Genomic DNA, 23,359 nt, shown 5'->3' with positions numbered 1-23,359 from the left:
CCACGCCGATCGCATTTGACTTTGACTTTGACTTTGACTTTGACTTTGACTTTGACTTTGACTTTGACTTTGACTTTGACTTTGACTTTGACTTTGACTTTGAGAGAGTGCCCCTTGAAAGTTATATGCGCATTCATTTGCGATGGTGACGCATAGTCACCTTTCCGCCCTTACGGCGGGTAACTTTTTGAAGGATCAAAAAGTCACCAAAAAATCCTCGCTCCATTCATCCGGCCCCTACGCTTCGCTCCGGGGTTCCCTCGCTCCGTTCTTGCTCCCGGGAGGACCGCGCTGAACGCCCCATCCTGGGGCGCAGCGCTTGACGGGCATCCATGCCCGTCACCTCCCTCCGCAAGAACTCCGCTCGGCCTCCTGAAGTCGCAATTGGCGTCGCCTGAACTACCGCGCACTTAGAAGCAAGATCAAGATCAAGATCAAGATCAATAGACATGAACCAACTATTGGACCACTGGCAGTGTAGCGAAGTTATAGGCTCTCGGCGACTAGCCGGCTCCCACAGGGATAACCGAACCCCTCAAAGCTCAGCGCTAATTTACTGTTGATCGTTATAATGAAACTTCGGCATCTCCCAATGAAACCGAATCGCCAACAACCGCACCAGAAAACCACCAAACAATGTCAGCAACATGGCCTGCTCCGCCGGCACCTTGAAGTAAACACACCCCAGGTAGAACCAAGCCGCCGCAAACGAAACACTGGCGTAAAGCTCACGCCGAAACACCAGCGGAATATCGTTGCAGAAAATATCCCGCAGGATGCCGCCAAACACTCCGGTAATCACCCCGCTGATCGAGGCGACCAAGAACCCCTGCCCCATCTCCAGCGCGGTCATGCAGCCGATCAGGGTAAACGCCACCAGCCCCAGGGCATCGAGCACCAGGAACAGCGACCGCAGGTGGCGCATCAATGGCGCGATGAAGATGGTCAGCAGCGCCGCGAAACTGGTCAGCACCAGATACTCCGGGTGCTTCACCCAGGTCAGCGGGTAGTGCCCGAGCAGCACGTCGCGCACCGAGCCGCCACCCAGCGCGGTGACACAGGCGATCAGCACCACGCCGAACCAGTCCATGCCGCGGCGGCCAGCGGACAGGGCGCCGGTCATGGCTTCGGCGGTGATGGCAATGAGGTAGAGCATCAGCAACATGGTGCAGATCCGTGCGGGAAAGGCGCGCAGTCTAACCAGTCGCGCGGGGCACCAAAAGGGGGCGCGCCGACGATCGTCGGCGCACGGCAAGGTCAGACCTTGATGAAGTGCTCGCGATAGTGGCGCAGCTCACCGATCGACTCGCGGATGTCATCCAGCGCCAGGTGGGTGCTGCCCTTCTTGAAGCTGTCGCGCACATCCGGCGCCCAGCGCGCGGCCAGCTCCTTGAGTGTGGAAACATCGAGGTTGCGATAATGGAAGTAGTTTTCCAGCTCGCGCATGTGGCGGTAGAGGAAACGGCGGTCCTGGCAAATGCTGTTGCCACAGATCGGCGACTTGCCCTTCGGCACCCACTGCTCGAGAAAGGCGATGGTCTGCGCCTCGGCCTCGGCCATGCTCACCTTGCTCTCACGCACGCGCTGAGTGAGCCCTGAGTTGCCATGGGTGCGGGTGTTCCACTCATCCATGCGCGCCAGCACTTCGTCGCTGTGATGGATGGCGATCACCGGCCCCTCGGCCAGGGTATTCAGCTCGCTATCGGTGACGATGGTGGCCATCTCGATGATGACGTCGTTGTCCGGATCCAGGCCGGTCATCTCCAGATCGATCCAGATCAGGTTCTGTGGGTTCTGCATGAAAAGGCTCCTCGAATAGCCCGTCATATTAGCCTAGCGGGGCGGCTCGTGGGCGTGCCGTGCTAAACTGCCTGCCGTTTTCTTTCTGCCCCGCCGACACGGAACCTTCATGGCCAAACGCCAGCTCAACCGCCGCCAGAACTGGCGCATCGAAAAGATCCAGGGCGAGCGCGCCGCCCGCGCCGCCAAACGCGAGCAGCACGTGCTGCAGGAGCTGGAGGGGGGCGACCTGGGGCCGGAACAACTGGGCCTGGTGATCGCCCATTTCGGCGTGCAGGTCGAGGTCGAAGCCCAAGACGGCGAGGCCGCCGGCCAGGTCTTCCGCTGCCATCTGCGGGCCAACCTGCCGGCGCTGGTCACCGGCGATCGAGTAGTCTGGCGCGCCGGCAACCAGGGCATCGGCGTGATCGTCGCGCAGATGCCGCGCAGCACCGAGCTGTGCCGACCGAACAACCACGGCCAGCTCAAGCCGGTGGCGGCCAACGTCGACCTGATCGTCATCGTCTTCGCCCCGGCGCCCGAGCCGCACCCCAACCTGATTGACCGCTATCTGGTAGCCGCCGAGCATGCCGGCATCCGCCCGCTGCTGCTGCTGAACAAGGCCGACCTGATCGACGACGAGAACGGTCCGACCCTCCATGCGATGCTCGAGGTCTACCGTGGCCTGGGCTACCCGCTGCTGGAGGTCTCGGCCCACCACGGCGATGGCATGCAGCGCCTGCAGGAGACCCTCGACGGCCATATCAGCGTGTTCGTCGGCCAGTCCGGCGTGGGCAAGTCCTCGCTGGTCAACAGCCTGCTGCCCGAGGCCGGCACCCGTGTCGGCGACCTGTCGGAGTGGTCGGGCCAGGGTACTCATACCACCACCACCGCACGGCTGTACCACTTCCCCAACGGCGGCGACCTGATCGACTCGCCGGGCATCCGCGAGTTCGGCCTGGTGCATGTCAGCCGCGACGATGTGGAAGATGGTTTCATCGAGTTCCGCGAACTGATCGGCAACTGCCGCTTCCGCGACTGCAAGCATGACCGCGAGCCCGGTTGCGCCCTGCTCAAGGCACTGGAGGACGGCAGCGTGACCCAGCAACGCATGAACAGCTACCGCTCGATCATCGCCAGCCTGCCGGAAGATACCTACTGATTGGCGCGTTGAACTGCCCGAGCTGTAGGAAGCGTTACCGGAGCAGGTAGGACCGCTCCGGTTTTGCGGTCACCTATTGTCCCTATCCCAGCTTTCCCTGATGGTCATGCCTTGTCGTCGGCATTGATCAGGGAGGGCAACAAGGATGCCGGTTTTCATCAGTTACCGCCGGGATGAGCGGCTCGATGCCTTCATCCTCAACGAACGCCTGCTGCTCGAAGGCATTCCCACCCAACTGGTGCCCTTCGACAGCGAAGGGCAGACGCTGAACGACCTGCATGGCAGCTTCTGCCAGCACATGGCCGATGCCACCCACTGGATCGGCGTGCTGTCCGAGCACACTGTCGACGATTGGTGGACGGCCTGGCTTTTGGGCGCCGCAGCCATGGCCAATCGCAGAGTGAGCTTCTATCACGCAGGCACCGGCGAGCTGCCGAATTGCCTGGGCAGATGGCCGGCAATGCGCGAGCGAGAACATATCGAGCTGTTCGTGCGGGCCTACCATGACGAGCAGACCTTTGGCCGCGCCATGGCCTCGATGAGCGGGCGCAGGAGCCTGTCGGACAGGGACAACGCGGATTTCTTTCACGCCGATCTCAAGGCCAAGATCAGGCGAGGCTTCTGAATGCACAGGGGCCGCAAAGCGGCCCCCGTCATTTACTGGTCCTTGGCCTCATCCATCTTCAACACGCCATCCTCGAAGATGTTCAGCTTCTGGCGCAGCTCGCGCGGCTGCATCGGCGCATCGCCCGGTGCCGGGGTGGCACCAGGTGCGGCGCCCGCAGGCGGCGTGGCAGTGGCCGGTGGCGTAGCCTCCGGCGTGCCCTGCTCACCCTCGATATCGCGCTGGGCCTTCTTGGTCAGGACGATGATATCGATGCGGCGGTTGACCGGGTTGAACGGATTGGCCCGGTCGAACAGCGACGACGAGGCGTAGCCGACCACCCGTGCCACCTGCTCATCCGGATAGCCACCGGCAACCAGGGCACGACGCGCGGCGTTGGCGCGGTTGGCCGACAGTTCCCAGTTGCCGAAATCTCCGGTGCCGGAATACGGCTTGGCGTCGGTGTGGCCACTGATGCTGATCTTGTTCGGCACCGCCTTGATGGTGTCGGCCATGGCCAGCAGGATGTCTTCGAAATACGGTTGCAGACGCGCGCTGCCCAGGTCGAACATCGGCCGGTTCTCGGCATCCATGATCTGGATGCGCAGGCCGTCCTGGGTGATCTCGAACAGGATCTGGTCCTTGAACTTCTGCAACTGCGGGTTTTCCTCGACCTTGTTCTGCAGCTCCTGCAACAGCAACTCGAGGCGCTCGCGCTCGACCTGCTCGGCCATGGTCTCGACCTTGTCCTTGTCCAGCTGCAGGCTGGTGTCGGGCGTCGGCTCGGACTTTACTTCCGGGTTGATGGTCTTTTCCGGCGCCAGCTGCGGCGAACCGCCCAGGTCGATGATGTAGGGCGTGCCGCTTTCGGAGAAACCGATCGGATCCTTGAAGTAACCGGCGATGGCGATCTTCTGCTCGGGCGTGGCCGTCGACAGCAGCCAGAGCACGAGGAAGAACGCCATCATCGCCGTGGCGAAGTCGGCGAAGGCGATCTTCCAGGCGCCGCCGTGATGGCCGTCGCCAAAGCGCTTGACGCGCTTGACGATGATGGGCTGATTGTTCTCCATGGCTTAGCGACCGCGAACCGCTTGTTCCAGCTCGGCGAAGCTCGGACGGTGCGCCGGGTACAGCACCTTGCGACCGAACTCGACCGCCAGCGACGGCGGCATGCCGGAGGCCGAGGCCACCAGCGAGGCCTTGATCGCCTCGTAGACGTTCAGTTCCTCTTTCGCATCGTGGCGCAGGGCATTGGCCAGCGGGCCGAAGAAGCCGTAGGCGGCGAGAATACCGAAGAAGGTACCGACCAGCGCCGCACCCACGTGCAGGCCGATGGACTTCTGGTCGCCGTCACCCAGCGAGGCCATGGTCACCACGATACCCAGTACCGCCGCGACGATACCGAAGCCGGGCATGCCGTCGGCGATGCCGGTCACCGCGTGGGACGGGTGCTCCAGCTCTTCCTTCATGCTCAGCAGCTCCATGTCGAACAGGCCTTCGAGCTCATGGGGCGCCATGTTGCCGGTGGACATGATCCGCAGGTAGTCGCAGATGAACGCGGTCATGCGCTCATCGCCCAGCACTGCCGGGTACTTGGCGAAGATCGGGCTGGCCGCGGCGTCCTCGATATCACCCTCGATCGCCATCATGCCTTCACGACGGCTCTTGTTGAGGATCTCGTACACCAGGCCCAGCACCTCGAGGTAGAAGGTGTGGGTGAAACGGGTGCCGAACATCTTCAGCGACTTCTTGATTACATGCATGGTCATGTAACCAGGGTTGGCCTGGAGGAACGCACCAAAGGCCGCGCCGCCGATGATCAGCACTTCGAACGGCTGGATCAGTGCCGCGATCTTGCCGTGGGAAAGCACGTAGCCGCCGAGCACGCTCGCGAATACGACGATGATGCCGATAATTTTAGCCATAAGTTGGAAGCACTTGCTGTCGTGGTCAGGATAGGGAACGGAAGCTTGAAAACTCTTCTTCTACTTATCGGCAGAACTGCGCCAGACTATAGCCACTCATTGCGAAAAGCCAGTTCGGACTGATGTCAATATGCCAATTGAAACCAAGGTGCCAACTCAGGTCCCGACGAGCCTGGAGGGCTGGATAAAGCTGCTCGACGGGGTACGCGTGCCGGTCCCGAAAGAGAGCCATGACCGCGTTCTGCAGGCCATCAACGACAGTCGCCGCTCCCTGCGCGACATTGCCGAACTGATGCAGGACAGCCCCGCGCTGGTGCTGTGCGTGATGCGCGAGGCCAACCATTCGGCCAATGCCAGCCAGGCGGAGCCTGCCGAAAGCCTGGAAATTGCCCTCAACCGCCTGGGCCTGGCCCGTATCAGCCAACTGCTGGCACGCTTGCCGGCGGTGCCCGGCGACGACATTCCACCGGTACTGCGCCAGTTCCTGCTGATCAGCCAGCATGCCACCCAGCAGGCCAACGGCCTGTTCGCCAGCCGCCTGGCACGGCTGTGGCAGGAGATCCACTGGGGCAGCCTGCTGTTCCTCTCGCCGCTGTGGCCCCTGGCCCTGGCCTACCCCAAGCTGCTCGACACCTGGGAACTGCGGGTGATCCACAAGGGCGAGGACGCTGCCGTGGTCGAGCAGGAGCTGTTCGGGGTGCGCCTGATGCAGCTGTGCCGAAGCCTGGCCGAACACTGGCGCCTGCCCGAATGGGTCATCCAGGGCTACCGCCTGCTGCTCGAAGAGCGCGAGCAGCTCGCCCAGGTGCTGAACATCGCCCGCGAGCAGGACCCGCTGGTCCAGCAGCAGCGCCTGGACGACGAACCGGCCCTGCGCCGCTGGTTCAACCAGCCCCCCAACACCGTGCTGCTGGCCAACGGCCTGGCCCTGGCGGCGCAGGTCGGCTGGGACAACCCGCACCTGCTGCGCTGGCAGCTGCTCACCGCGCTGTATCTGCAGACCACCCTGGACGATGTCCAGCAGCAGGTCCACCAACAGGCTGCGGCCAGTGCCCGCCATCACGCCCGGCATGCGCTTTTCCACCCGGCCGAGGCGCTGATCTGGCCCTGGCACCAGCGCCGGCCGCACCCGGACATGCTCACGCCGCCACCGCCCAGCACCGAGGATCTCGGCCACTGGCGTGCGCTGTGCCAGGAACTGCTGGCCCAGCCCAGCCCGTTCAGCAACGCCGTGCACCTGGCCACCCAGGCCCGCGACGCCCTGCTGGCCTGCGGAATGCAGCGCATCATGCTGCTGAGCCTGGACAAGGCCACCGACTACCTGCGCGTGCAGCAGACCGCCGGCCTGCCGCGAGAGGCCGCCGCCATGGCGTTGCCCGTCGCGCAGAACAAATTGTTGCAAAAGTTGATGGCAAAAGCCGGCCAACTGCGCCTGACGCCCGACAACCATGCCCAGTTCAGCACCCTGCTGCCGGCGCCGCTGCGCGCCTTCTTTCGCGGCGAGCACCTGATGCTGCGCTCGCTGGCGGTGGGCGACCAGGTGCTGATGCTGGCGGTGGCCGACCAGGACGGCAAGCCACTGGCCGATGTCAGCGTGCAGGCGTTCGGCAAGACCGCGCAATGCGTTGAACGCGCCCTGGCCGTGTTTGCCACCCGCAATGCCTGACCCTTGCGCTACAATCGCCCTTCTTTCCACCCTGGAGAACGTGGATGACTGACTTTTCCGGCCTGCCCCTGGTGATCGAAGCCAAGGACCTGTTGCCGCGTCTGGATTCGCCGCGGCTGATCCTGGTCGACCTGACCAGCGCCAACCGCTATGGCAGCGGGCACATCCCCGGAGCCCGCTTCGTCGACCCGAAACGCACCCAGCTGGGCCAGCCCCCGGCCCCCGGCCTGCTGCCGGCCAGGGCCGACCTGGAAAAACTGTTCGGTGAACTCGGCCACCGCGACGATGCAGTATATGTGGTCTACGACGAGGAGGGCGGCGGCTGGGCCGGGCGCTTCATCTGGCTGCTCGACGTCATCGGCCACAAGGGTTACCACTACCTGAACGGCGGCATCCAGGCCTGGCCGGCAGACAAGCTGTCCACCGAAACGCCTGAAGTCGCTGGCGGTCTGGTGAAACTGCACCTGCATGGCGAACCCACTGCCACCCGCGAATACCTGCAAAGCCGCCTGGGCGCCGCCGACCTGGTCATCTGGGACGCCCGCGGGCCACTGGAATACAGTGGCGAGAAGGTACTGGCGGCCAAGGGCGGGCATATTCCCGGCGCGGTCAACTTCGAGTGGACCGCCGGCATGGATCTCAACGACCACCTGCGCATCCGCAAGGACATCGCCGAGGTCCTGCAAAACCTGGGTATCACTCCGGACAAGGAAGTGATCACCCACTGCCAGACCCACCACCGCTCCGGTTTCACCTACCTCGTGGCCAAGGCCCTCGGCTATCCACGGGTAAAGGGTTATGCCGGTTCCTGGGGCGAATGGGGCAACCACCCCGACACGCCCGTCGAAGTTTAAGGACAGTCAATGAAATCCCGCTTGTTCATCATCAGCCAGTACCTGCTGCCGCACCATCTGCTGTCGCGGCTGGCCGGCTGCGTCGCCGAGTGCCGCGCACGCTGGTTCAAGAACGCCTTCACCGCCTGGTTCGCCAAGCGCTACCAGGTGAACATGTCCGAGGCACTGGTCGAAGACCTCAGCGCCTACGAGCACTTCAACGCCTTCTTCACCCGCGCCCTCAAGCCCGGTGCACGCCCGCTGGACGAAACACCCGGCGCGATCCTCTGCCCGGCCGACGGCGCGGTCAGCCAGCTCGGCCCGATCGAGCACGGCCGCATTTTCCAGGCCAAGGGCCACGGCTACAGCGCCCTGGAGCTGCTGGGCGGCGATCCGGCCCTGGCCGCGCCGTTCATGGGCGGCGAGTTCGCCACCATCTACCTGTCGCCCAAGGACTACCACCGCGTGCACATGCCGCTGGCCGGTACCCTGCGCGAGATGGTCTATGTGCCGGGCCGGCTGTTCTCGGTCAACCAGACCACCGCGGAAAACGTGCCTGAGCTGTTCGCCCGCAACGAGCGCGTGGTCTGCCTGTTCGACACCGAGCGTGGGCCGATGGCGGTGGTACTGGTCGGCGCGATGATCGTCGCCTCGATCGAGACTGTCTGGGCCGGCCTGGTCACGCCACCAAAGCGCGAGCTGAAGACCTTCCGCTACGACGACGCCAGCCGTGCGCCGATCCATCTGGAGAAGGGTGCCGAACTGGGCAGGTTCAAGCTGGGCTCCACCGCCATCGTGCTGTTCGGGCCGGAGCAGGTGAAGTGGGCCGAGAGCCTGGGTGCCGGCTCCGCCGTGCGCATGGGTGAGCTGCTGGCGCAGCCGAACCAGGCTTGATCATCCGGTAAGCAAAAGGCCCTGCATGATGCAAATCATGCAGGGCCTTTTTATTGGGGCTGCGTTGCAGCCCCGGCTCAAGATCAACCGCGCGCTTCGCGATCACGTACGCCGAGCAGGTACAGCACGCCATCCAGCCCCAAGGTCGAGATCGCCTGCCTGGCCGACTGGCGCACCAGCGGCTTGGCACGGAAGGCCACGCCCAGGCCGGCCAGGGACAGCATCGGCAGGTCGTTGGCGCCATCGCCGACAGCGATGGTCTGCTCGAGCTGCAGGCCTTCTTCGCTGGCCAATTTCTGCAACAGTTCGGCCTTGCGCTGGGCATCGACGATCGGCTCGACGGCCACGCCGGTCACCTTGCCGTCGACCACCTCCAGTTCATTGGCGAACACATAGTCGATCCCCAGGCGCGCCTGCACCTGCTTGGCAAAGTAGGTAAAGCCGCCGGAGAGGATGGCCGTCTTGTAGCCCAGGCGCTTGAGTTCGGCGAACAGATGCTCGGCGCCCTCGGTCAGGCGCAGCGAGGCACCGATCTGGTCGAGCACGCCCACGTCCAGGCCCTTGAGCAGCGCCATGCGCTCCTTGAAGCTGGCGCGAAAATCCAGCTCGCCACGCATGGCGCGCTCGGTGATCGCCGCCACCTGCTCGCCGACGCCGGCAGCCTTGGCCAGCTCGTCGATCACTTCGGCCTCGATCAGGGTGGAGTCCATGTCGAACACCGCCAGGCGGCGGTTGCGGCGGAACAGGTCGTCGCGCTGGAAGGCGATGTCGATGTTCAACTCTTCGGACAGGGCGAAGAAATCCGCACGCAGGGCCTGGGCATCGCTGGCCTCGCCGCGCACAGAAATTTCCAGCGCGGACTTGCCCTTGTCGGCCTGTGCGTCCAGCGCCACGCGGGCGGACAGTCGCTCGATACGCTCGATGGTCAGACCATACTGGCTGATGATTGCGCTGACCCGCTGCAACTGCTGCGGAGTAACCCGGCGGCTGAGCAGGGTGACGACATGGCGTGCCTCACCCTGGCTGTCGGCCCAATGTTGGTAGTCGGCCTCGGAGATGGGGGTGTAACGGGCCTGCAAGTTCAGCTCGTGTGCCTTGGACTGCACGCTTTGCAGCAGCGCGGTGGCCACTTCGTTGTCGGGGATGTCGACCAGGATGCCGAACGACAGCGTGCCATGCATGACCGCAAGGCCGATGTCGAGAATGTTCACACCGCCCTGGAGCAGGACGCCGGTGATGGCCGCGGTGAGACCTGGACGGTCTTCACCAGTGATGTTGATCAGGACGATTTCGCGCAAGACCGGGGCTCCAACTCGATGAAAAATGCGCATTCTACCGATTTTCCATGACCATCGGGCGCCAACGATACTTTGCCGACAAAACACGTATCGCTATACTGCGCAGCAACTTTCTCGCCATGAAGAGCCGAGCTCTGTGAACCGGCCCACGCCCGTAAAACCCGACAACTTCTTCCTGATGATCTACCGAGCCCTGAGCCAGCGCCGAATCCCATTGGCCCTGCGCATTGCCAGCCATAACATCTTCCTGGTGGCCCTGGCCCTGGTGATCTACGCCTGCGTGATGGGCCTGCAGTTCAAGCAGGCCATGCATGAGCAGGCCGATGCCGTCGGCCAGAGCCTGACCACCCAGACCGCCACGTCTGCCACCGAGCTGCTGGTGTCCAACGACATCCTCAGCCTCAATGTGCTGCTGGGCAACCTGGTGAAGAACCCGCTGGTGGCCCATGCGGCCATCTACAGCGTGGACAACCGCATCCTCGCCGAGGCCGGCCAGCGCCCGCGCAACAGCCTGCTGGGCGAAACCGAAGGGGTCTACCAGACCAAGATCACCTTCCAGGACGTGACCGCCGGCCAGCTGCGCATCAGCCTCGACATGAGCCAGTTCCAGCAGCCGATGCTGATCAGCCTGCAGAGCATGGGCATTCTTGCCGCGATCCTGCTGGCCCTGGCCCTGACCCTCAGCCTGCGCCTGGGTCGCTTCATCTCGACCCCGCTGCTGCAGCTGCGCGTGTGGTTGCGTGACCCGCACCCCTACACGCCGGGCACCGACCGCCAGGACGAGATCGGCGACCTGGCGCGCCAGCTGCACGCCCGCCTCGCGCCACCGCCACCTCCGGAGCCGGAAGAAGAGGATGTGGAAGACGATTTCGACGACGTACCGGCGCCCAAGGTTGCCCCACGGGCGAAAGCAGTGGTGCAGGCGCCCGATCACGACGAGGACGACGACGCCTTCTCCGACCTGATGGATGAGCAAAGCGCTCCGGCCAAGCCTGTCATCGCAGAGTCCGACGAACCGCAGTTCAGCGCCGTCCTGGCCGTGCAACTGGGCTCTCAGGAGCAACTGCGCCGCCTGCCACGCACCCGTCTGACCGAGCTGCTGGAGCGCTACCGTGACTGCCTCGACCAGGCCGCCTCACTGTACGAAGGGGAAATTCATACCCTGAACGACGGCAGCACCCTGCTGTTGTTCCACAGCAGCGACAGCGGCGAGGACTACCTGACCAACGCCATCTGCTGTGGCGAGCTGCTGCGCGCCCTGGGCCACGCCCTGCAGATCGAGGTGGCCGATAGCGGCATTACCCTGCAGCTGCAACTGGGCCTGGTGTTGGCCGACGACCTACAAGGCCTGGATCAGGTCGACCTGCTGATGACCGAGCAGGCCCAGGACGCCCTGGCCCTGTCGCAGCACAGCCGCAACCTGCTGTTGGTCGAGCGTCGCATCAGCGACGATGCGCTGGTGCGTCAGCGCGCGCGTATCCGCCCAATCGCCAGCCCTGAAGGCGCCTGCTGCGTGGAACGGTTGATGGAGCCGTATCCATCGATGCTGGAACGCCAATTGGCCCGGATGCACGAGCGCAGGGTCTAGAGCGAGCTCGTCCTGCGAGGGCCCCGCGCAGGCGGGGCCGTTTCGCTCAGGTTCTCATCCAGGTGTGCGCGCTACCCGGCTGCATCGACACTGCCCCTCCCATGCGCATCGGGAACCAGTGCGCGATGGCTTCGTCGTAATACGCTTCATACACCGTTGAGACGACCCACGAGTCCGATGGCTTGCTGCCAATCAGTCCGAAGTAGTCGGGTCGAAGCGCCCGTAGGTCCTTGTTGAAAGCATCGGGCCCCGCCAGGCTGGCGATGGTCTGCATGTAGGCATTTATCGCCCGCTCGGCCTCGACCTTGCTCTTGAACGCGGAAACCACTGGCCGAGGCGTTGCCTTGAACGCCTCGGGAAGCGCCTCGAAACGCGCATTGGCGCGCTGCAGCAAACGCTTGAGCACTGGGTTGCCGGGGTGACTGGCGAAGTGCGAGGTGTTCACGAGGTCCTTCCTGTTCCACGGCATCTTGTACAGCCCGCCGACCAGCACGTCGTTGGGCGCGGCTGACAGCGGCCTGGCATCCAGTGTCAGCAACTTGTCATCGACATCCATGTAGAAGCCGCCATACTCATCGAGCAAACGCAGGCGTAGAAAATCAGACGCCGCCGCATAGTTGCGCGATTCTGCGGCAGGATTGCGGAAATAGTTGTAGGCAATACCCTCGCGGCCTGCGGTGAACCGCTGGAAAAACGCCTGCTCTTGCAGGTTCCTCGCCTCGATGCCCACCTGCCCGCACCAGGCTTGGTTAGCCGCCAGCGCTGCACTGTCGTTGTCCAGGTGCAGGATGAAACGATAGCCTTTGTTGCGCAGGTTCTTGACGATGGTGCGCTTGACCATGAAATCCAGCTCGCGCTCCCCCACCCAGATCATATGGACCTGCTGGGCGATCGGCGACATGCCGACCGGCAGTTGAGGCAGGTCGGGAAAGCGATAGGTCGTGATGCTCTGCTCGTGCGGCAGCTTGTGTCGCACGCGCTCGAAATCTCGCGCCTCGCCGGCTCGCCAACGGTGGCTGTTCTTGCCACCATGCCGCTCCCGCCATATGTATTGCTGGCCGCGGCGCCAGGCAGCGGCATCAGCGTCATACCAGACCGGTTGTCGAGAGACCTGCTTGACGTCGAGCCGCTCACCAAAATCGTCATGACGAAAAACAATGTCGGCCTCGTAGCGAGACGCCTCATGGTTCCAGATCAGGTCATCGACGGCAAAGCTCACTTCCACCTTGGGCACCATGGGCTGGCATTCGATCGAGTCGATGACCTCCACCGGTAGCCTGGGGTGCTCCAGCACGGTCGGCAACGGGGCCCCGCCTCGTAGGCCAAAGCGCAGATCCAGATCCCAGTAGCCGTCTTCCATGCTGCTCAGGAATGGCCCCCATGCCACCGGCTCGGCCTCGCAGCGGATACGCAATTGCTGCTCGTGCTCCAGCCACTGCACCCGATACACCCGTGGGCGGATCCTCACATACAGCTTGCCCTCATCGAGAAACGTGCCCTTGCCACCACCCAATACCCGTATCGGCCGCGTAACGGCCAGGTCTTGCAGGCGCGCTCGCAGATCGTGCTGCAAGCTGTCGTGGACAGGGCGTACGGCCTTGAGCTCTTCGGGCGACACCGGAACGTCGCCTGCAGCCGCCGCATCCTCCAGCGCCTGCTGGGCCGCATGCTCGGTCTGTGCAGCGACAGCGACGCCGCGCTCCGTTTCATCGAGCGCCGCAGTGACCCTGCCAAGCTGCGACACCTCTCCGGCAAGCGGCAGAGCATTGAGCAGACCGAACACGATGCGCTGCGCGCCTTCAGCCTCCTGCTCCTGATTGTGGGCCGTGATCATCTCGCCCGCTCCCACCGCCAGCAGGCCGACGCCAAGTGCGACCGCCACAGGTGCCAGCGCGGGTACCGCCAGGGCAATGGCACCGACGACATTGGCCGCCACCTCCACGCCGTAAGCGGTCAATTTCGCGTAGTACCTGCCTTGCGTACCAATGCCGTAGTCGGCATCCGAGAACAACCGGGATCGGGTCTGGTCACGGAAGTAGCTCATGGGATAGGGGTATATGGCTTCGCTGAACGTGATGGTGCTGCCTGGATACCAATGACCAGTGGCATCGTTCAGCCGCCCGGGGTGCGCACCGAGGCCTGCCAGGGCCGTATCGACGCCACTGTAGATGACCCCGTCTCCCCTGTCCTTGCTGCTGAAATGACTGGCCAGGGATGCCCGCTTGCGTGGATCGCGGCATTGCTGGGCGACCCAGTCCCGCAGCTCCCTGGCACTGCTGAAGCCATGCAGTGGCGAGGAGTTGCCAGGAATGTAAAGCACGACGGCGTCATGGCCGTGCGCCTGGAATACCATGATGTCGGTGGCTTCGTATCCGTAAATCCTGAATGCCGAAATCGTACGCGTACGGGATACCGGAGTGTCGGCGAAGTAACGGAACGAGGTGCCCGCCCAGCTGGTATCGGGACTGAGCATCAGGCTCTTGAGCACCAACGCCGCATGTTCGTCGCTGAGCGATCCCTCATCGCGCTGCAACAAGGCCGCATGCACCAGGTTACCTTTGAGCAGCAAATGGTAGTTATGCCCCTGGTTGCTCCAGAACTGACGCAAGTACTCCAGGTAGTGCCCCTGCAATTGCGCATCCCAGACATGCCGGCGAAAAGCGGTGGGGTCCAGGTTGACCTGAGTGGCCGCTCCATAGGTTTGCGGCTGGGTGCGCCGGTAGATGCCATCATAGGCTTCGCTGTCGGCCAGTTGAGCAGCCGATAGCTGCACCGTCCGACTCACTTCATAGCCCTCCTTGCGCCAGTCCATCGGGTGACCCAGGTGATCCAGCCACTGACCACTCCCCTGCTGCTGCCAGTTGGCGAGCATTGCCTGGGTCAGGGTCATGGAATGCGCCACCTGGGCAGCCCAGGGGCCGGCTTTCACATGGACATGCTCCAGGAACAGCGTGCTAAGGACGAGGTCATCGGGATCCTCTTCGATACCCTGCAGTTTCAGGTACTCGCGCAGTACGACGTTCGCATAGTCATGAGGTGTAGGAAGACTGATCCGCTCGCGACCGAAGACTTGCTGGATCGAAAGCACAACATCGTCATCTTGTTCCGGGGTGCCTGGGGCAAGTGATGCGAAATGGTATTGATCAAGCTCGAAGGTGATATCGGGGTGCGTTGCCGATTCAGGGCTGGAGGGCTCACCAAAAGTGGGGGGCTTCGTTGTAGCCCAGTGGTAGTTCATGCGCAGGATCCTTGTGTCTCAACCGTGGGAGACCAAGGTAGCGCTGCATAGGAAGTATCCTGTGGCAATTAAATAACACCTGCCGATCCGATAGGCTCCCTGCGCACAGAATGACTGGATAACACCGACAGCAGGCACAAAAAAGCCCGCGTTAGCGCGGGCTTTGTCGCACCTAGAGCATCAGAAGCGGAACACTTCCATGTCGGTACGAATCGGCGAAGCCATCGGAATCTTCGGCTTCTCCGGCTCTTTCTTCACCTGTACCGGCGCCGCCGGCTTGCGGGGCGTCTCCTCGGCGATGGCCGGCTGGTTGGCCAATGGCTTGACTGCGGCACTCAGCTGTTCGGCCAGTTTCTGCAGCAGTTGCCCCTGGGCCTGGACCTGGGCCGACTCGGTGCCCGCATGGGGCTGCTCGAGGTGGACGATGCGGTTGTCACGCACCTGGCCACGGCGGTCCAGCACGCGCCACTGGGCATCCAGGATCGCTGGCTGGTTCTTGCCCGAGTCCAGGCGGGTGATCGACAGCAGTACCTGCACGTCCGGCGTAAAACCGGCGCTCGCCGGCGCCAGCACCACGCGCTGGCTGTCCAGGCGCCAGGCCAGCTGACGCACCAGTAACTGGTCGATATCCGACGAAAGGCTACCGGCCCAGCGGCCATCGGTGGCCGCCGTCAGGCTGCCATCGGTCTGACGCTGGAGAAAGGTTTCGCGTTGCAGGTAATCGGCCACCGATACCGGGCCGAGCACCACTGCCATGCCCGCCGCCTGGGTAGGCTGGCCGGGTTCACCACTGTCGAGCTGATACAGGGCAACCGGCTGATGCATGCTGCATCCGCTCAGGCCCAGCAAGCCAGTCATCAGCAGCGCAAATGGAAGGCGCAGAAATTTCATTCATCCCATCCAGGCGGCCGTCACCAGACTGACCGCAGTGATACTCATATAGATTCGTCCGGGCACTCGGCCACGCCGGCGCCACGAGGGCACTATCATCCGCGAATTAGCCGCCAGACTCCAGCATTTCCGCCTGAAGCGGCGCCGAAAGCGCCGCAACAGACGGCCCATCCACTCAGGCGGGGGTTTCCACCATCAGCCCATCGACGCGCTGGAAGCCACGCGGCAATTTGCTACCACGGCGACCACGTTCGCCCTTGTAATGCTCGAGATCATCCGGCTTCAGGGAAAGGGTACGCTTGCCAGCCTGCAATACAAGGGTCGAGCCCTCGCTGATCACCGCCAGGTCGGTCACGTACTCCTCGCGACTGGCCACCCGATCGCCCGGCACGCCGATGATCTTGTTGCCCTTGCCCTTGCCCAACTGCGGCAGATCGGCGACCTTGAACACCAGCAGACGGCCTTCGGTGGTCACCGCGGCCAGCCAGTCCTGCTCGCGGTCGGCCACCGGGCGCGGGGTCATCACCTTGGCGCCGTTGGGCAGGCTGAGCAGGCCCTTGCCGGCCTTGTTCTTGGCCTGCAGGTCCTCGCCCTTGACCACGAAGCCGTAGCCGGCGTCGGAAGCCACCACGTACAGGGCGTCGTCCTCCGGCAGCAGCACGCACTCGAAGGTGGCGCCCGGCGGCGGGGTCAGGCGTCCGGTCAGCGGTTCGCCCTGGCCACGGGCCGATGGCAGGCTGTGGGCCGCCACCGAGTAGCTGCGGCCGGTGGAGTCGATGAGCACGGCGAATTGATTGGAGCGCCCGGCAGCGGCGGCCTTGAAGCCGTCCCCAGCCTTGTACGAAAGCCCCGTGGCGTCGATGTCATGGCCCTTGGCGCAACGCACCCAGCCCTTCTCCGACAGCACCACGGTTACCGGCTCGGTCGGCATCAGCTCGTTTTCCGACAAGGCCTTGGCCTCGGCGCGCTCGACGATCGGCGAACGGCGGTCGTCGCCATAGGTTTCGGCGTCTTCGATCAGTTCGCTGCGCACCAGCTTGCGCAGCTTGGCATCGCTGCCCAGCAAGGTGGTCAGGCGCTTCTGCTCCTTGAGCAGCTCGTCCTGCTCGCCACGGATCTTCATCTCTTCCAGACGGGCCAGCTGGCGCAGACGGGTCTCGAGGATGTAGTCGGCCTGGATTTCGGTAAGGCCGAAACGGGCGATCAGGGCCTGCTTGGGGTGCTCCTCGGTGCGGATGATGTGGATCACCTCATCCAGGTTGAGGAACGCGGTGAGCAAGCCTTCCAACAGGTGCAGGCGCTTCTCGACCTTGTCCAGGCGATGCTGCAGGCGACGACGAACGGTACCGATCCGGTACTCCAGCCACTCCAGCAACAGCGCGCGCAGGTTCTTCAGCTGCGGACGCCCGTCAAGGCCGATGATGTTGACGTTGACCCGGTAGGTGCTCTCAAGGTCGGTGGTGGCGAACAGGTGCTGCATCAGTTCGGCGGCATCGACGCGGTTCGAACGCGGGATGATGACGATGCGGCAGGGATTCTCGTGATCCGACTCATCGCGCAGGTCGGCGACCATCGGCAGCTTCTTGGCCTGCATCTGCGCGGCAATCTGCTCCAGCACCTTGGCTCCAGAGACCTGGTGCGGCAGCGCGGTGACGACGATGTCGCCATCCTCGATGCGGTACACCGCGCGCATGCGGATCGAGCCCTTGCCGCTCTCGTACATCTTCAGGATATCGGCACGCGGGGTGACGATCTCGGCCTCGGTCGGGTAGTCCGGGCCCTGGATGTGCTCGCACAGCTGCTCGATGGTGGCCTTCGGCTCGTCGAGCAGGCGCACACAGGCACTGGCCACTTCGCGCAGGTTGTGCGGCGGCACGTCGGTGGCCATGCCCACGGCAATGCCGGTGGTACCGTTGAGCAGGATGTTCGGCAGGCGCGCCGGCAGTACCGCCGGCTCCTGCAGGGTACCGTCGAAGTTCGGCACCCAGTCGACGGTGCCCTGGCCCAGCTCGCTGAGCAGCACTTCGGAATAGCGCGACAGGCGCGCCTCGGTGTAACGCATGGCGGCGAACGACTTCGGATCGTCCGGCGCACCCCAGTTGCCCTGGCCATCGACCAAGGTATAGCGGTAGCTGAACGGCTGGGCCATCAGCACCATGGCCTCGTAGCAGGCCGAGTCGCCGTGGGGGTGGAACTTGCCGAGTACGTCGCCGACGGTGCGCGCCGACTTCTTGTGCTTGGAGTCGGCATCGAGCCCCAGCTCGCTCATGGCATAGACGATGCGACGTTGCACCGGCTTGAGGCCATCGCCGATGTGCGGCAGGGCACGGTCCATGATCACGTACATGGAGTAGTTGAGGTAGGCCTGTTCGGTGAAGTCAGCCAAAGAACGGCGTTCGACGCCGTCAAGGCTGAGTTCGAGTGAGTCGCTCATGCGGGCCTCGTCATTTCAGGTTCTGGCGCAGCAGCATGGTGCCGCCGCGCTGGGTAAATTCAAGTTGTTTCAGGGCACTCATGCCCAGCAGCACAGCCTGGCCATCCAGGCCGGGCACCACCAGCGCGCGCACGTCGCGCAGGTGGATATCGCCCAGCTGCAGACTGTCGAGCCGGGTACGGTAGCCTTCGGTGCGGCCATTGGCGGTACTCAGTTGCACCGGCGCGCCGCGGGCCAGGTCCAGATCGCGGGCCAGCGCCTCGGGGATCGCCACATCGGTGGCGCCGGTGTCGAGCATGAAATGCACCACCCGGCCATTGATTGCGCCGTCGGCGACGAAATGGCCCTGGCCATTGCTCAGCAGACGCACCTCGACGAAGCCGTCGCCCTGCTCGCTCTGCACCACGGCGTTAGGGTTCTGCTGGCGCTCCTCCCATTGGCCGAAAAAGCGCGTGGCCAGGAACATCGCCGCCGCCCAGGCTACGATCATCAGCACCCTGCCCGCCCGCTTGCCCGCTGGCTGGCTCATGGCTTGGCGCTCCAGCCGCCGGCCGGCGCGCCGAAGCGCCAGACGACCGGTCGCGTTTCACCGTCCGCCCTCGGGCGGTCGTTGTTATCCACGCCGATCCAGGCGCCGTCCTTGTCGATCACCAGCGCCTCGGCCAGGCCATAGGGCTGTGAATAACGGCGCGACTCCACCAGCGCATCGGCGGCGAACGACCAGCAGCGTTCCACGGCACCGCTGTCGGCATCACGCCGGCAGATGCGGTACGCGTTGCGCTCGAGGGTGAACAGCTTGCCCTCGAACCAGGCCAGGTCGGCGAAGTCCCGGGAAACCGGGCGCGCCTCGGGGAACTGCGATGGCTGCATCTCGACACCGGCTTCGCTGAGCAGTACGCAACCGCGCCCGCAGGTCCACACCGATTGCTGACGCTGCACGGCCAGCAGGCCGCGCCGCTCACGCTCGGCAGCCAGCCACAGACGGTCGCCCGCCGGGTTGATCGCCAGCCCTTCGAACAGTGCGTTGAAATGCAGCAGCATGCCGCTGGCCCGCGCCTGGCGCACCATGGCCTGATCGATCCTCAGCCAGTCCGGCTCACCTTCCAGGGGCAATTGCAACACGGCGGCCTGGGCCTCGCTGACGATGAACAGGTTGCCGGCCTGGTCGCAGGTGATGCCTTCGAAATCCAGCGCGCCGCCACGGATGTAGGAGGCTGCCCAGTTGCGCGATTTCAGCCCCCAGGGCAACCCGGTATCGGGGGCCGGCGGCGGAGTGAAGGTCAGCGGCTGGGCCTGCCAGGCCGCGCCCTCCTGGTCCAGGCGGTAGATGCGGTCGTCATCGCGGTCGGACACCGCCCACAACGCCCCCCGGCACCAGGCCAGGCCCGACAGGTTGCCGCCGCGCATGCCATCGACCACGTGCTCGCCGCTGAGCTTGAGCTGCGGCCAGTCACCGGCCTGGGCCTGCAGGGCGAACAACGCCAGGCAGGCCATGAGCAGCGGACGAATCAAACCAGGACCTCGGCCAGGTTGCCTTTGGTCTCCAGCCAGTTCTTGCGGTCACCGGCACGCTTCTTGGCCAGCAGCATGTCCATGATCTCGGTGGTGCCCTGCACGTCATCCAGCGTGAGCTGGACCAGGCGCCGGGTGTTCGGGTCCATGGTGGTCTCGCGCAGCTGCGGCGGGTTCATCTCGCCAAGGCCCTTGAATCGGGTAACCTGCGGCTTGCCGCGCTTCTTCTCGGCGACCAGCCGGTCGAGGATGCCGTCGCGCTCGGCGTCGTCCAGGGCGTAGTAGATCTCCTTGCCCAGGTCGATGCGGTACAGCGGCGGCATGGCCACGTAGACGTGCCCGGCCTCGACCAGCGGACGGAAGTGCTGGACGAACAGCGCGCACAGCAGGGTGGCGATGTGCAGGCCGTCGGAGTCGGCGTCGGCGAGGATGCAGACCTTGCCGTAACGCAGTTGCGAGAGATCGGTGGCACCCGGGTCGACACCGATGGCCACGGCGATGTTGTGTACTTCCTGGCTGGCCAGGACTTCGCCGCCATCGACTTCCCAGGTGTTGAGGATCTTGCCGCGCAGCGGCAGGATCGCCTGAAATTCCTTGTCCCGCGCCTGCTTGGCCGAGCCGCCGGCGGAATCACCCTCGACCAGGAACAGCTCGGCGCGCATCGGATCCTGGCCTGCACAGTCGGCCAGCTTGCCGGGCAGCGCCGGGCCCTGGGTGATGCGCTTGCGCTCGACCTTCTTGCTCGCCTTCAGACGACGGCCGGCGTTGCTGATGGCCAGCTCGGCCAGCTGCATGCCCAGCTCGGGATGGGCGTTGAGCCACAGGCTGAAGGCGTCCTTGACCACGCCAGAGACAAACGCCGCCGCCTCGCGGGACGACAGGCGCTCCTTGGTCTGCCCGGAGAACTGCGGCTCCTGCATCTTCATCGACAGCACGAAGCTGATGCGCTCCCAGACATCCTCCGGCGCCAGCTTGACCCCACGCGGCAGCAGGTTGCGGAACTCGCAGAACTCGCGCATGGCGTCCAGCAGGCCCTGGCGCAGGCCGTTGACATGGGTACCGCCCTGGGCGGTGGGGATCAGGTTGACGTAGCTTTCCTGGATGCTGTCACCGCCTTCGGGCAGCCACAGCAGGGCCCAGTCCACGGCCTCCTTGTTACCGGCCAGGCTGCCGCAGAACGGCTCGTCGGGCAGGCGCTGGAACTCGGTGACCGAGTCGACCAGGTAGGAACGCAGGCCGTCCTCGTAGTGCCATTCGACCTTCTCGCCGGTGCCCTTGTCCTCGAAGCTGATGGACAGCCCCGGGCACAGCACGGCCTTGGCCTTGAGCACGTGCTTGAGGCGGCTGATGGAGAATTTCGGCGAGTCGAAGTACTTCGGATCGGGGGTGAAGTACACGCTGGTGCCAGTGTTGCGCTTGCCGACGGTGCCGACCACTTCCAGCTCGCTGGCCTTGAAGCCGTCGGCGAAGGTCATCTGGTATTCGTTGCCGTCGCGCTTCACGCGCACCCGCACCTGGCTAGACAGGGCGTTGACCACCGAGATGCCGACGCCGTGCAGGCCGCCTGAGAACTGGTAGTTCTTGTTGGAGAACTTGCCGCCGGCGTGCAGCTTGGTGAGGATCAGCTCGACGCCGGAAACGCCTTCCTCGGGATGGATGTCCACCGGCATGCCGCGGCCATCGTCGCTGACCTCCAGCGAATGGTCGGCATGCAGGATCACCTGCACCGAGCGGGCGTGGCCTGCCAGGGCTTCGTCGACGCTGTTGTCGATGACTTCCTGGGCCAGGTGGTTGGGCCGGCTGGTGTCGGTGTACATGCCCGGCCGCTTGCGGACCGGGTCAAGGCCCGAGAGGACTTCGATGGCGTCTGCGTTATAGGCGCTAGCGCTGGGATTGGCCATGGGTTCTCGTCGTCAGTCTGGTGAATGCAAAAGTCAAAATACAGAAAAATCCAGCGCCGCGTACTGCCCGCGGGCAATGCCGGCGAAGGCCAGCAGGGCCGGGAGCTGCTCGGCGAAGCCCTGGTAGCTGTGGTCGCCACCGGCCTGGATACGCAGGGCACAGGCGCGGTAATAGCGCTCGGCGTGGCGATAGTCCAGTGTTTCATCGGCGGTCTGCAACCACACTTGATAGCGGGTGGCGTCCTGCGGCGGCGGCACTTCCAGTTCGGCCAGGGCGTCTACGTGGTCGTGGGTCAGCTCCCAGGCCTCATCGGTATAGAGGTTGCGCTGGGTGCCGAGGTAGCCGTCGAACAGGCGGTGCGGGCCTACCGCCGGATTGACCAGCAGGGCCTTGAGCCCGTGGCGCTCGGCCAGATGGGTGGCATAGTAGCCGCCGAGGGAGCTGCCGACCAGCAAGGGGGCGCCAAGCTCGGCGATGGCGGCCTCCAGCTGGGCGATGGCCTGGCGCGGGTGGTGATGCAGGGCCGGGACCCGCAGCTGGTCGGACAGGCCGAGCCGCTGCATCACCGCCTCGAGCTGGCGCGCCTTCTTCGACAGCGGCGAGCTGTTGAAGCCATGGATATAGAGGATGGAACCCGACATGCTGCCCCCGGACGCAAAGACGCGCAGTGTAGCGTGTTCGAAGGGCATTGGCGCAGCGTGGGGATTTTCGCAACAAATTCTTCAAACAGCCGGGGACCACGATCTCTGTGGGAGCGGCCCTGTGTCGCGAAAGGACCGCAAAGCGGTCCCCCGACTCAGTAGCCCGGGCTGTCGAAATCCAGCCTCACCTCGAAATCGCGCGCCCGTTCCACCCCGGTCTCCAACCGTCCGTCGGCATGCAGCCGCAGCCAGCGGTAGCCCGGCTGCTCTTCGCTCACCTTGAACTCCTCGCTGCCCGGCGCGAACTGGATGCAGGTCGAAGGCGTGGCGAGGCAACGGATGCCGTCGCGCATCTCATCCCATTCCTGATGGATATGCCCCCATAGCAGCGCCTTCACCTGTGGATAACTGCGCAAGCAGTTCAACAGCACATCGGCGTTGCGCAACCCGATCGGCGCGATCCAGGCGCAGCCGATATCCACCGGCTGGTGGTGGCAGCACACCAGGCAATGGCGTTCGCCTGCACCACCCAGCGCCTGTTCAAGCACCGCCAGCTGGTCATCCGCCAACAAACCGAAGGTGGCACCAACCACTGCCGAATCGAGCATGACGATGCGCCATTGGCCAATGTCCGTCACCGCCCGTACCAGCTCCGGCGCCACGGCCTGCATCACCTGGGCCTCGTCATGATTGCCCGGCAACCAGCGCGCCGGCGCACCGAGCTTCGCGCTCAGCTCACGAAACGCCTGATAGGAGGCGACGCTGGCATCCTGCGACAGATCACCCGTGCACAGCAGCAGGTCGATGCGCGGTTGCTCGCGGCGCACCTGGGCGATCACATGCCCGAGGCTTGCGCGGGTATTCAGGCCCAGCAAAGTGCCCGCCGGGTCGGCGAACAGGTGGGCGTCGGTCAGTTGCACCACATGGATGGGTGACGGAAGTGAGTGTGGTTGCGGCAACGGCCGTCTCCTCGAACGGATTCAGCACCGATT

General features: G+C 64.3%; 19 protein-coding genes. 6 read left to right on the top strand and 13 right to left on the bottom strand.

Features of this window, described 5'->3' with window-relative positions; all coding sequences use genetic code 11:
* Positions 1-553: 553 nt before the first annotated feature.
* A complete protein-coding gene (locus DMX06_RS04190) occupies positions 554-1,165 on the bottom strand; it encodes a trimeric intracellular cation channel family protein (RefSeq protein WP_023630647.1) in 612 nt (203 codons plus the stop codon).
* Positions 1,166-1,257: 92 nt separating this feature from the next.
* A complete protein-coding gene (orn, locus tag DMX06_RS04185) occupies positions 1,258-1,800 on the bottom strand; it encodes an oligoribonuclease (protein ID WP_110734882.1) in 543 nt (180 codons plus the stop codon).
* A 109-nt stretch (positions 1,801-1,909) separates the two neighbouring features.
* Between orn and rsgA the strand changes: the two genes are divergently transcribed.
* Positions 1,910-2,941, top strand: a complete 1,032-nt coding sequence (gene rsgA, locus DMX06_RS04180) for a small ribosomal subunit biogenesis GTPase RsgA (protein WP_110734880.1) — start codon at positions 1,910-1,912, stop codon at positions 2,939-2,941.
* Positions 2,942-3,086: 145 nt separating this feature from the next.
* Positions 3,087-3,566, top strand: a complete 480-nt coding sequence (locus tag DMX06_RS04175; RefSeq protein ID WP_110734872.1) for a molecular chaperone Tir — start codon at positions 3,087-3,089, stop codon at positions 3,564-3,566.
* Positions 3,567-3,598: 32 nt separating this feature from the next.
* Here the strand turns inward: DMX06_RS04175 and motB are convergent, their stop codons facing one another.
* Both motB and motA read right to left on the bottom strand, forming a co-directional pair.
* Positions 3,599-4,615: a flagellar motor protein MotB gene (motB, locus tag DMX06_RS04170; RefSeq protein ID WP_110734870.1), complete on the bottom strand. Its 1,017-nt coding sequence runs from the start codon at positions 4,613-4,615 to the stop codon at positions 3,599-3,601.
* 3 nt (positions 4,616-4,618) lie between these two features.
* Positions 4,619-5,470 (bottom strand): flagellar motor stator protein MotA, encoded by an 852-nt coding sequence (gene motA, locus DMX06_RS04165; protein ID WP_023630652.1) that lies wholly within the window; start codon positions 5,468-5,470, stop codon positions 4,619-4,621.
* 130 nt (positions 5,471-5,600) lie between these two features.
* Here motA and DMX06_RS04160 point away from each other — a divergent pair, with 130 nt between their 5' ends.
* From DMX06_RS04160 to asd, 3 genes are read left to right on the top strand one after another with little or no spacing between them, the layout of a single operon-like run.
* On the top strand, positions 5,601-7,136 hold the full coding sequence (locus DMX06_RS04160) for an HDOD domain-containing protein (protein WP_110734868.1): 1,536 nt from the start codon (positions 5,601-5,603) through the stop codon (positions 7,134-7,136).
* 44 nt (positions 7,137-7,180) lie between these two features.
* Complete coding sequence (locus DMX06_RS26455; protein WP_220037404.1) at positions 7,181-7,990, top strand: rhodanese-like domain-containing protein; 810 nt, start codon at positions 7,181-7,183, stop codon at positions 7,988-7,990.
* A 9-nt stretch (positions 7,991-7,999) separates the two neighbouring features.
* The gene (gene asd, locus DMX06_RS26450; protein WP_203648196.1) at positions 8,000-8,863 is read left to right on the top strand and encodes an archaetidylserine decarboxylase; all 864 of its coding nucleotides are present in this window, start codon (positions 8,000-8,002) and stop codon (positions 8,861-8,863) included.
* A gap of 83 nt (positions 8,864-8,946) precedes the next feature.
* Here asd and serB read toward each other — a convergent pair whose 3' ends face one another.
* Positions 8,947-10,161 (bottom strand): phosphoserine phosphatase SerB, encoded by a 1,215-nt coding sequence (gene serB, locus DMX06_RS04150; RefSeq protein ID WP_110734865.1) that lies wholly within the window; start codon positions 10,159-10,161, stop codon positions 8,947-8,949.
* Positions 10,162-10,297: 136 nt separating this feature from the next.
* On the opposite strand from serB, the gene DMX06_RS04145 reads away from it, so the two are divergent.
* Complete coding sequence (locus DMX06_RS04145) at positions 10,298-11,749, top strand: histidine kinase (protein ID WP_110734862.1); 1,452 nt, start codon at positions 10,298-10,300, stop codon at positions 11,747-11,749.
* 46 nt (positions 11,750-11,795) lie between these two features.
* On the opposite strand, the gene DMX06_RS04140 is transcribed toward DMX06_RS04145, so the two are convergent.
* The 8 genes from DMX06_RS04140 to cpdA all read right to left on the bottom strand — a co-directional run bounded on the left by DMX06_RS04140 (position 11,796) and on the right by cpdA (position 23,326).
* Positions 11,796-14,987, bottom strand: a complete 3,192-nt coding sequence (locus DMX06_RS04140) for a dermonecrotic toxin domain-containing protein (RefSeq protein ID WP_110734860.1) — start codon at positions 14,985-14,987, stop codon at positions 11,796-11,798.
* Between the two features lie 180 nt (positions 14,988-15,167).
* The gene (locus DMX06_RS04135) at positions 15,168-15,878 is read right to left on the bottom strand and encodes a PqiC family protein (protein WP_110734858.1); all 711 of its coding nucleotides are present in this window, start codon (positions 15,876-15,878) and stop codon (positions 15,168-15,170) included.
* 175 nt (positions 15,879-16,053) lie between these two features.
* Positions 16,054-18,312 carry a DNA topoisomerase IV subunit A gene (gene parC / locus DMX06_RS04130; RefSeq protein WP_110734855.1) on the bottom strand — a complete coding sequence of 753 codons (2,259 nt, stop codon included), beginning with the start codon at positions 18,310-18,312 and terminating at the stop codon, positions 16,054-16,056.
* Between the two features lie 10 nt (positions 18,313-18,322).
* The gene (locus DMX06_RS04125) at positions 18,323-18,841 is read right to left on the bottom strand and encodes a retropepsin-like aspartic protease family protein (protein WP_110734853.1); all 519 of its coding nucleotides are present in this window, start codon (positions 18,839-18,841) and stop codon (positions 18,323-18,325) included.
* Positions 18,838-19,824: an esterase-like activity of phytase family protein gene (locus DMX06_RS04120; RefSeq protein ID WP_110734850.1), complete on the bottom strand. Its 987-nt coding sequence runs from the start codon at positions 19,822-19,824 to the stop codon at positions 18,838-18,840. The genes DMX06_RS04125 and DMX06_RS04120 overlap by 4 nt, the downstream gene beginning before the upstream one ends.
* A complete protein-coding gene (gene parE / locus DMX06_RS04115; RefSeq protein ID WP_110734848.1) occupies positions 19,821-21,725 on the bottom strand; it encodes a DNA topoisomerase IV subunit B in 1,905 nt (634 codons plus the stop codon). The genes DMX06_RS04120 and parE overlap by 4 nt, the downstream gene beginning before the upstream one ends.
* 33 nt (positions 21,726-21,758) lie before the next feature.
* Entirely contained in the window at positions 21,759-22,367 is a 609-nt protein-coding gene (locus tag DMX06_RS04110) for a YqiA/YcfP family alpha/beta fold hydrolase (RefSeq protein WP_110735179.1), read from the bottom strand.
* Between the two features lie 155 nt (positions 22,368-22,522).
* Positions 22,523-23,326 carry a 3',5'-cyclic-AMP phosphodiesterase gene (gene cpdA, locus DMX06_RS04105; RefSeq protein WP_258378803.1) on the bottom strand — a complete coding sequence of 268 codons (804 nt, stop codon included), beginning with the start codon at positions 23,324-23,326 and terminating at the stop codon, positions 22,523-22,525.
* Between the last annotated feature and the right edge of the window lie 33 nt (positions 23,327-23,359).

The sequence above is a fragment of the Pseudomonas mosselii genome (assembly GCF_003205295.1).
GTDB classification, from domain to species: domain Bacteria; phylum Pseudomonadota; class Gammaproteobacteria; order Pseudomonadales; family Pseudomonadaceae; genus Aquipseudomonas; species Aquipseudomonas mosselii_B.
This window is presented reverse-complemented; position numbering and strand designations above follow the sequence as displayed.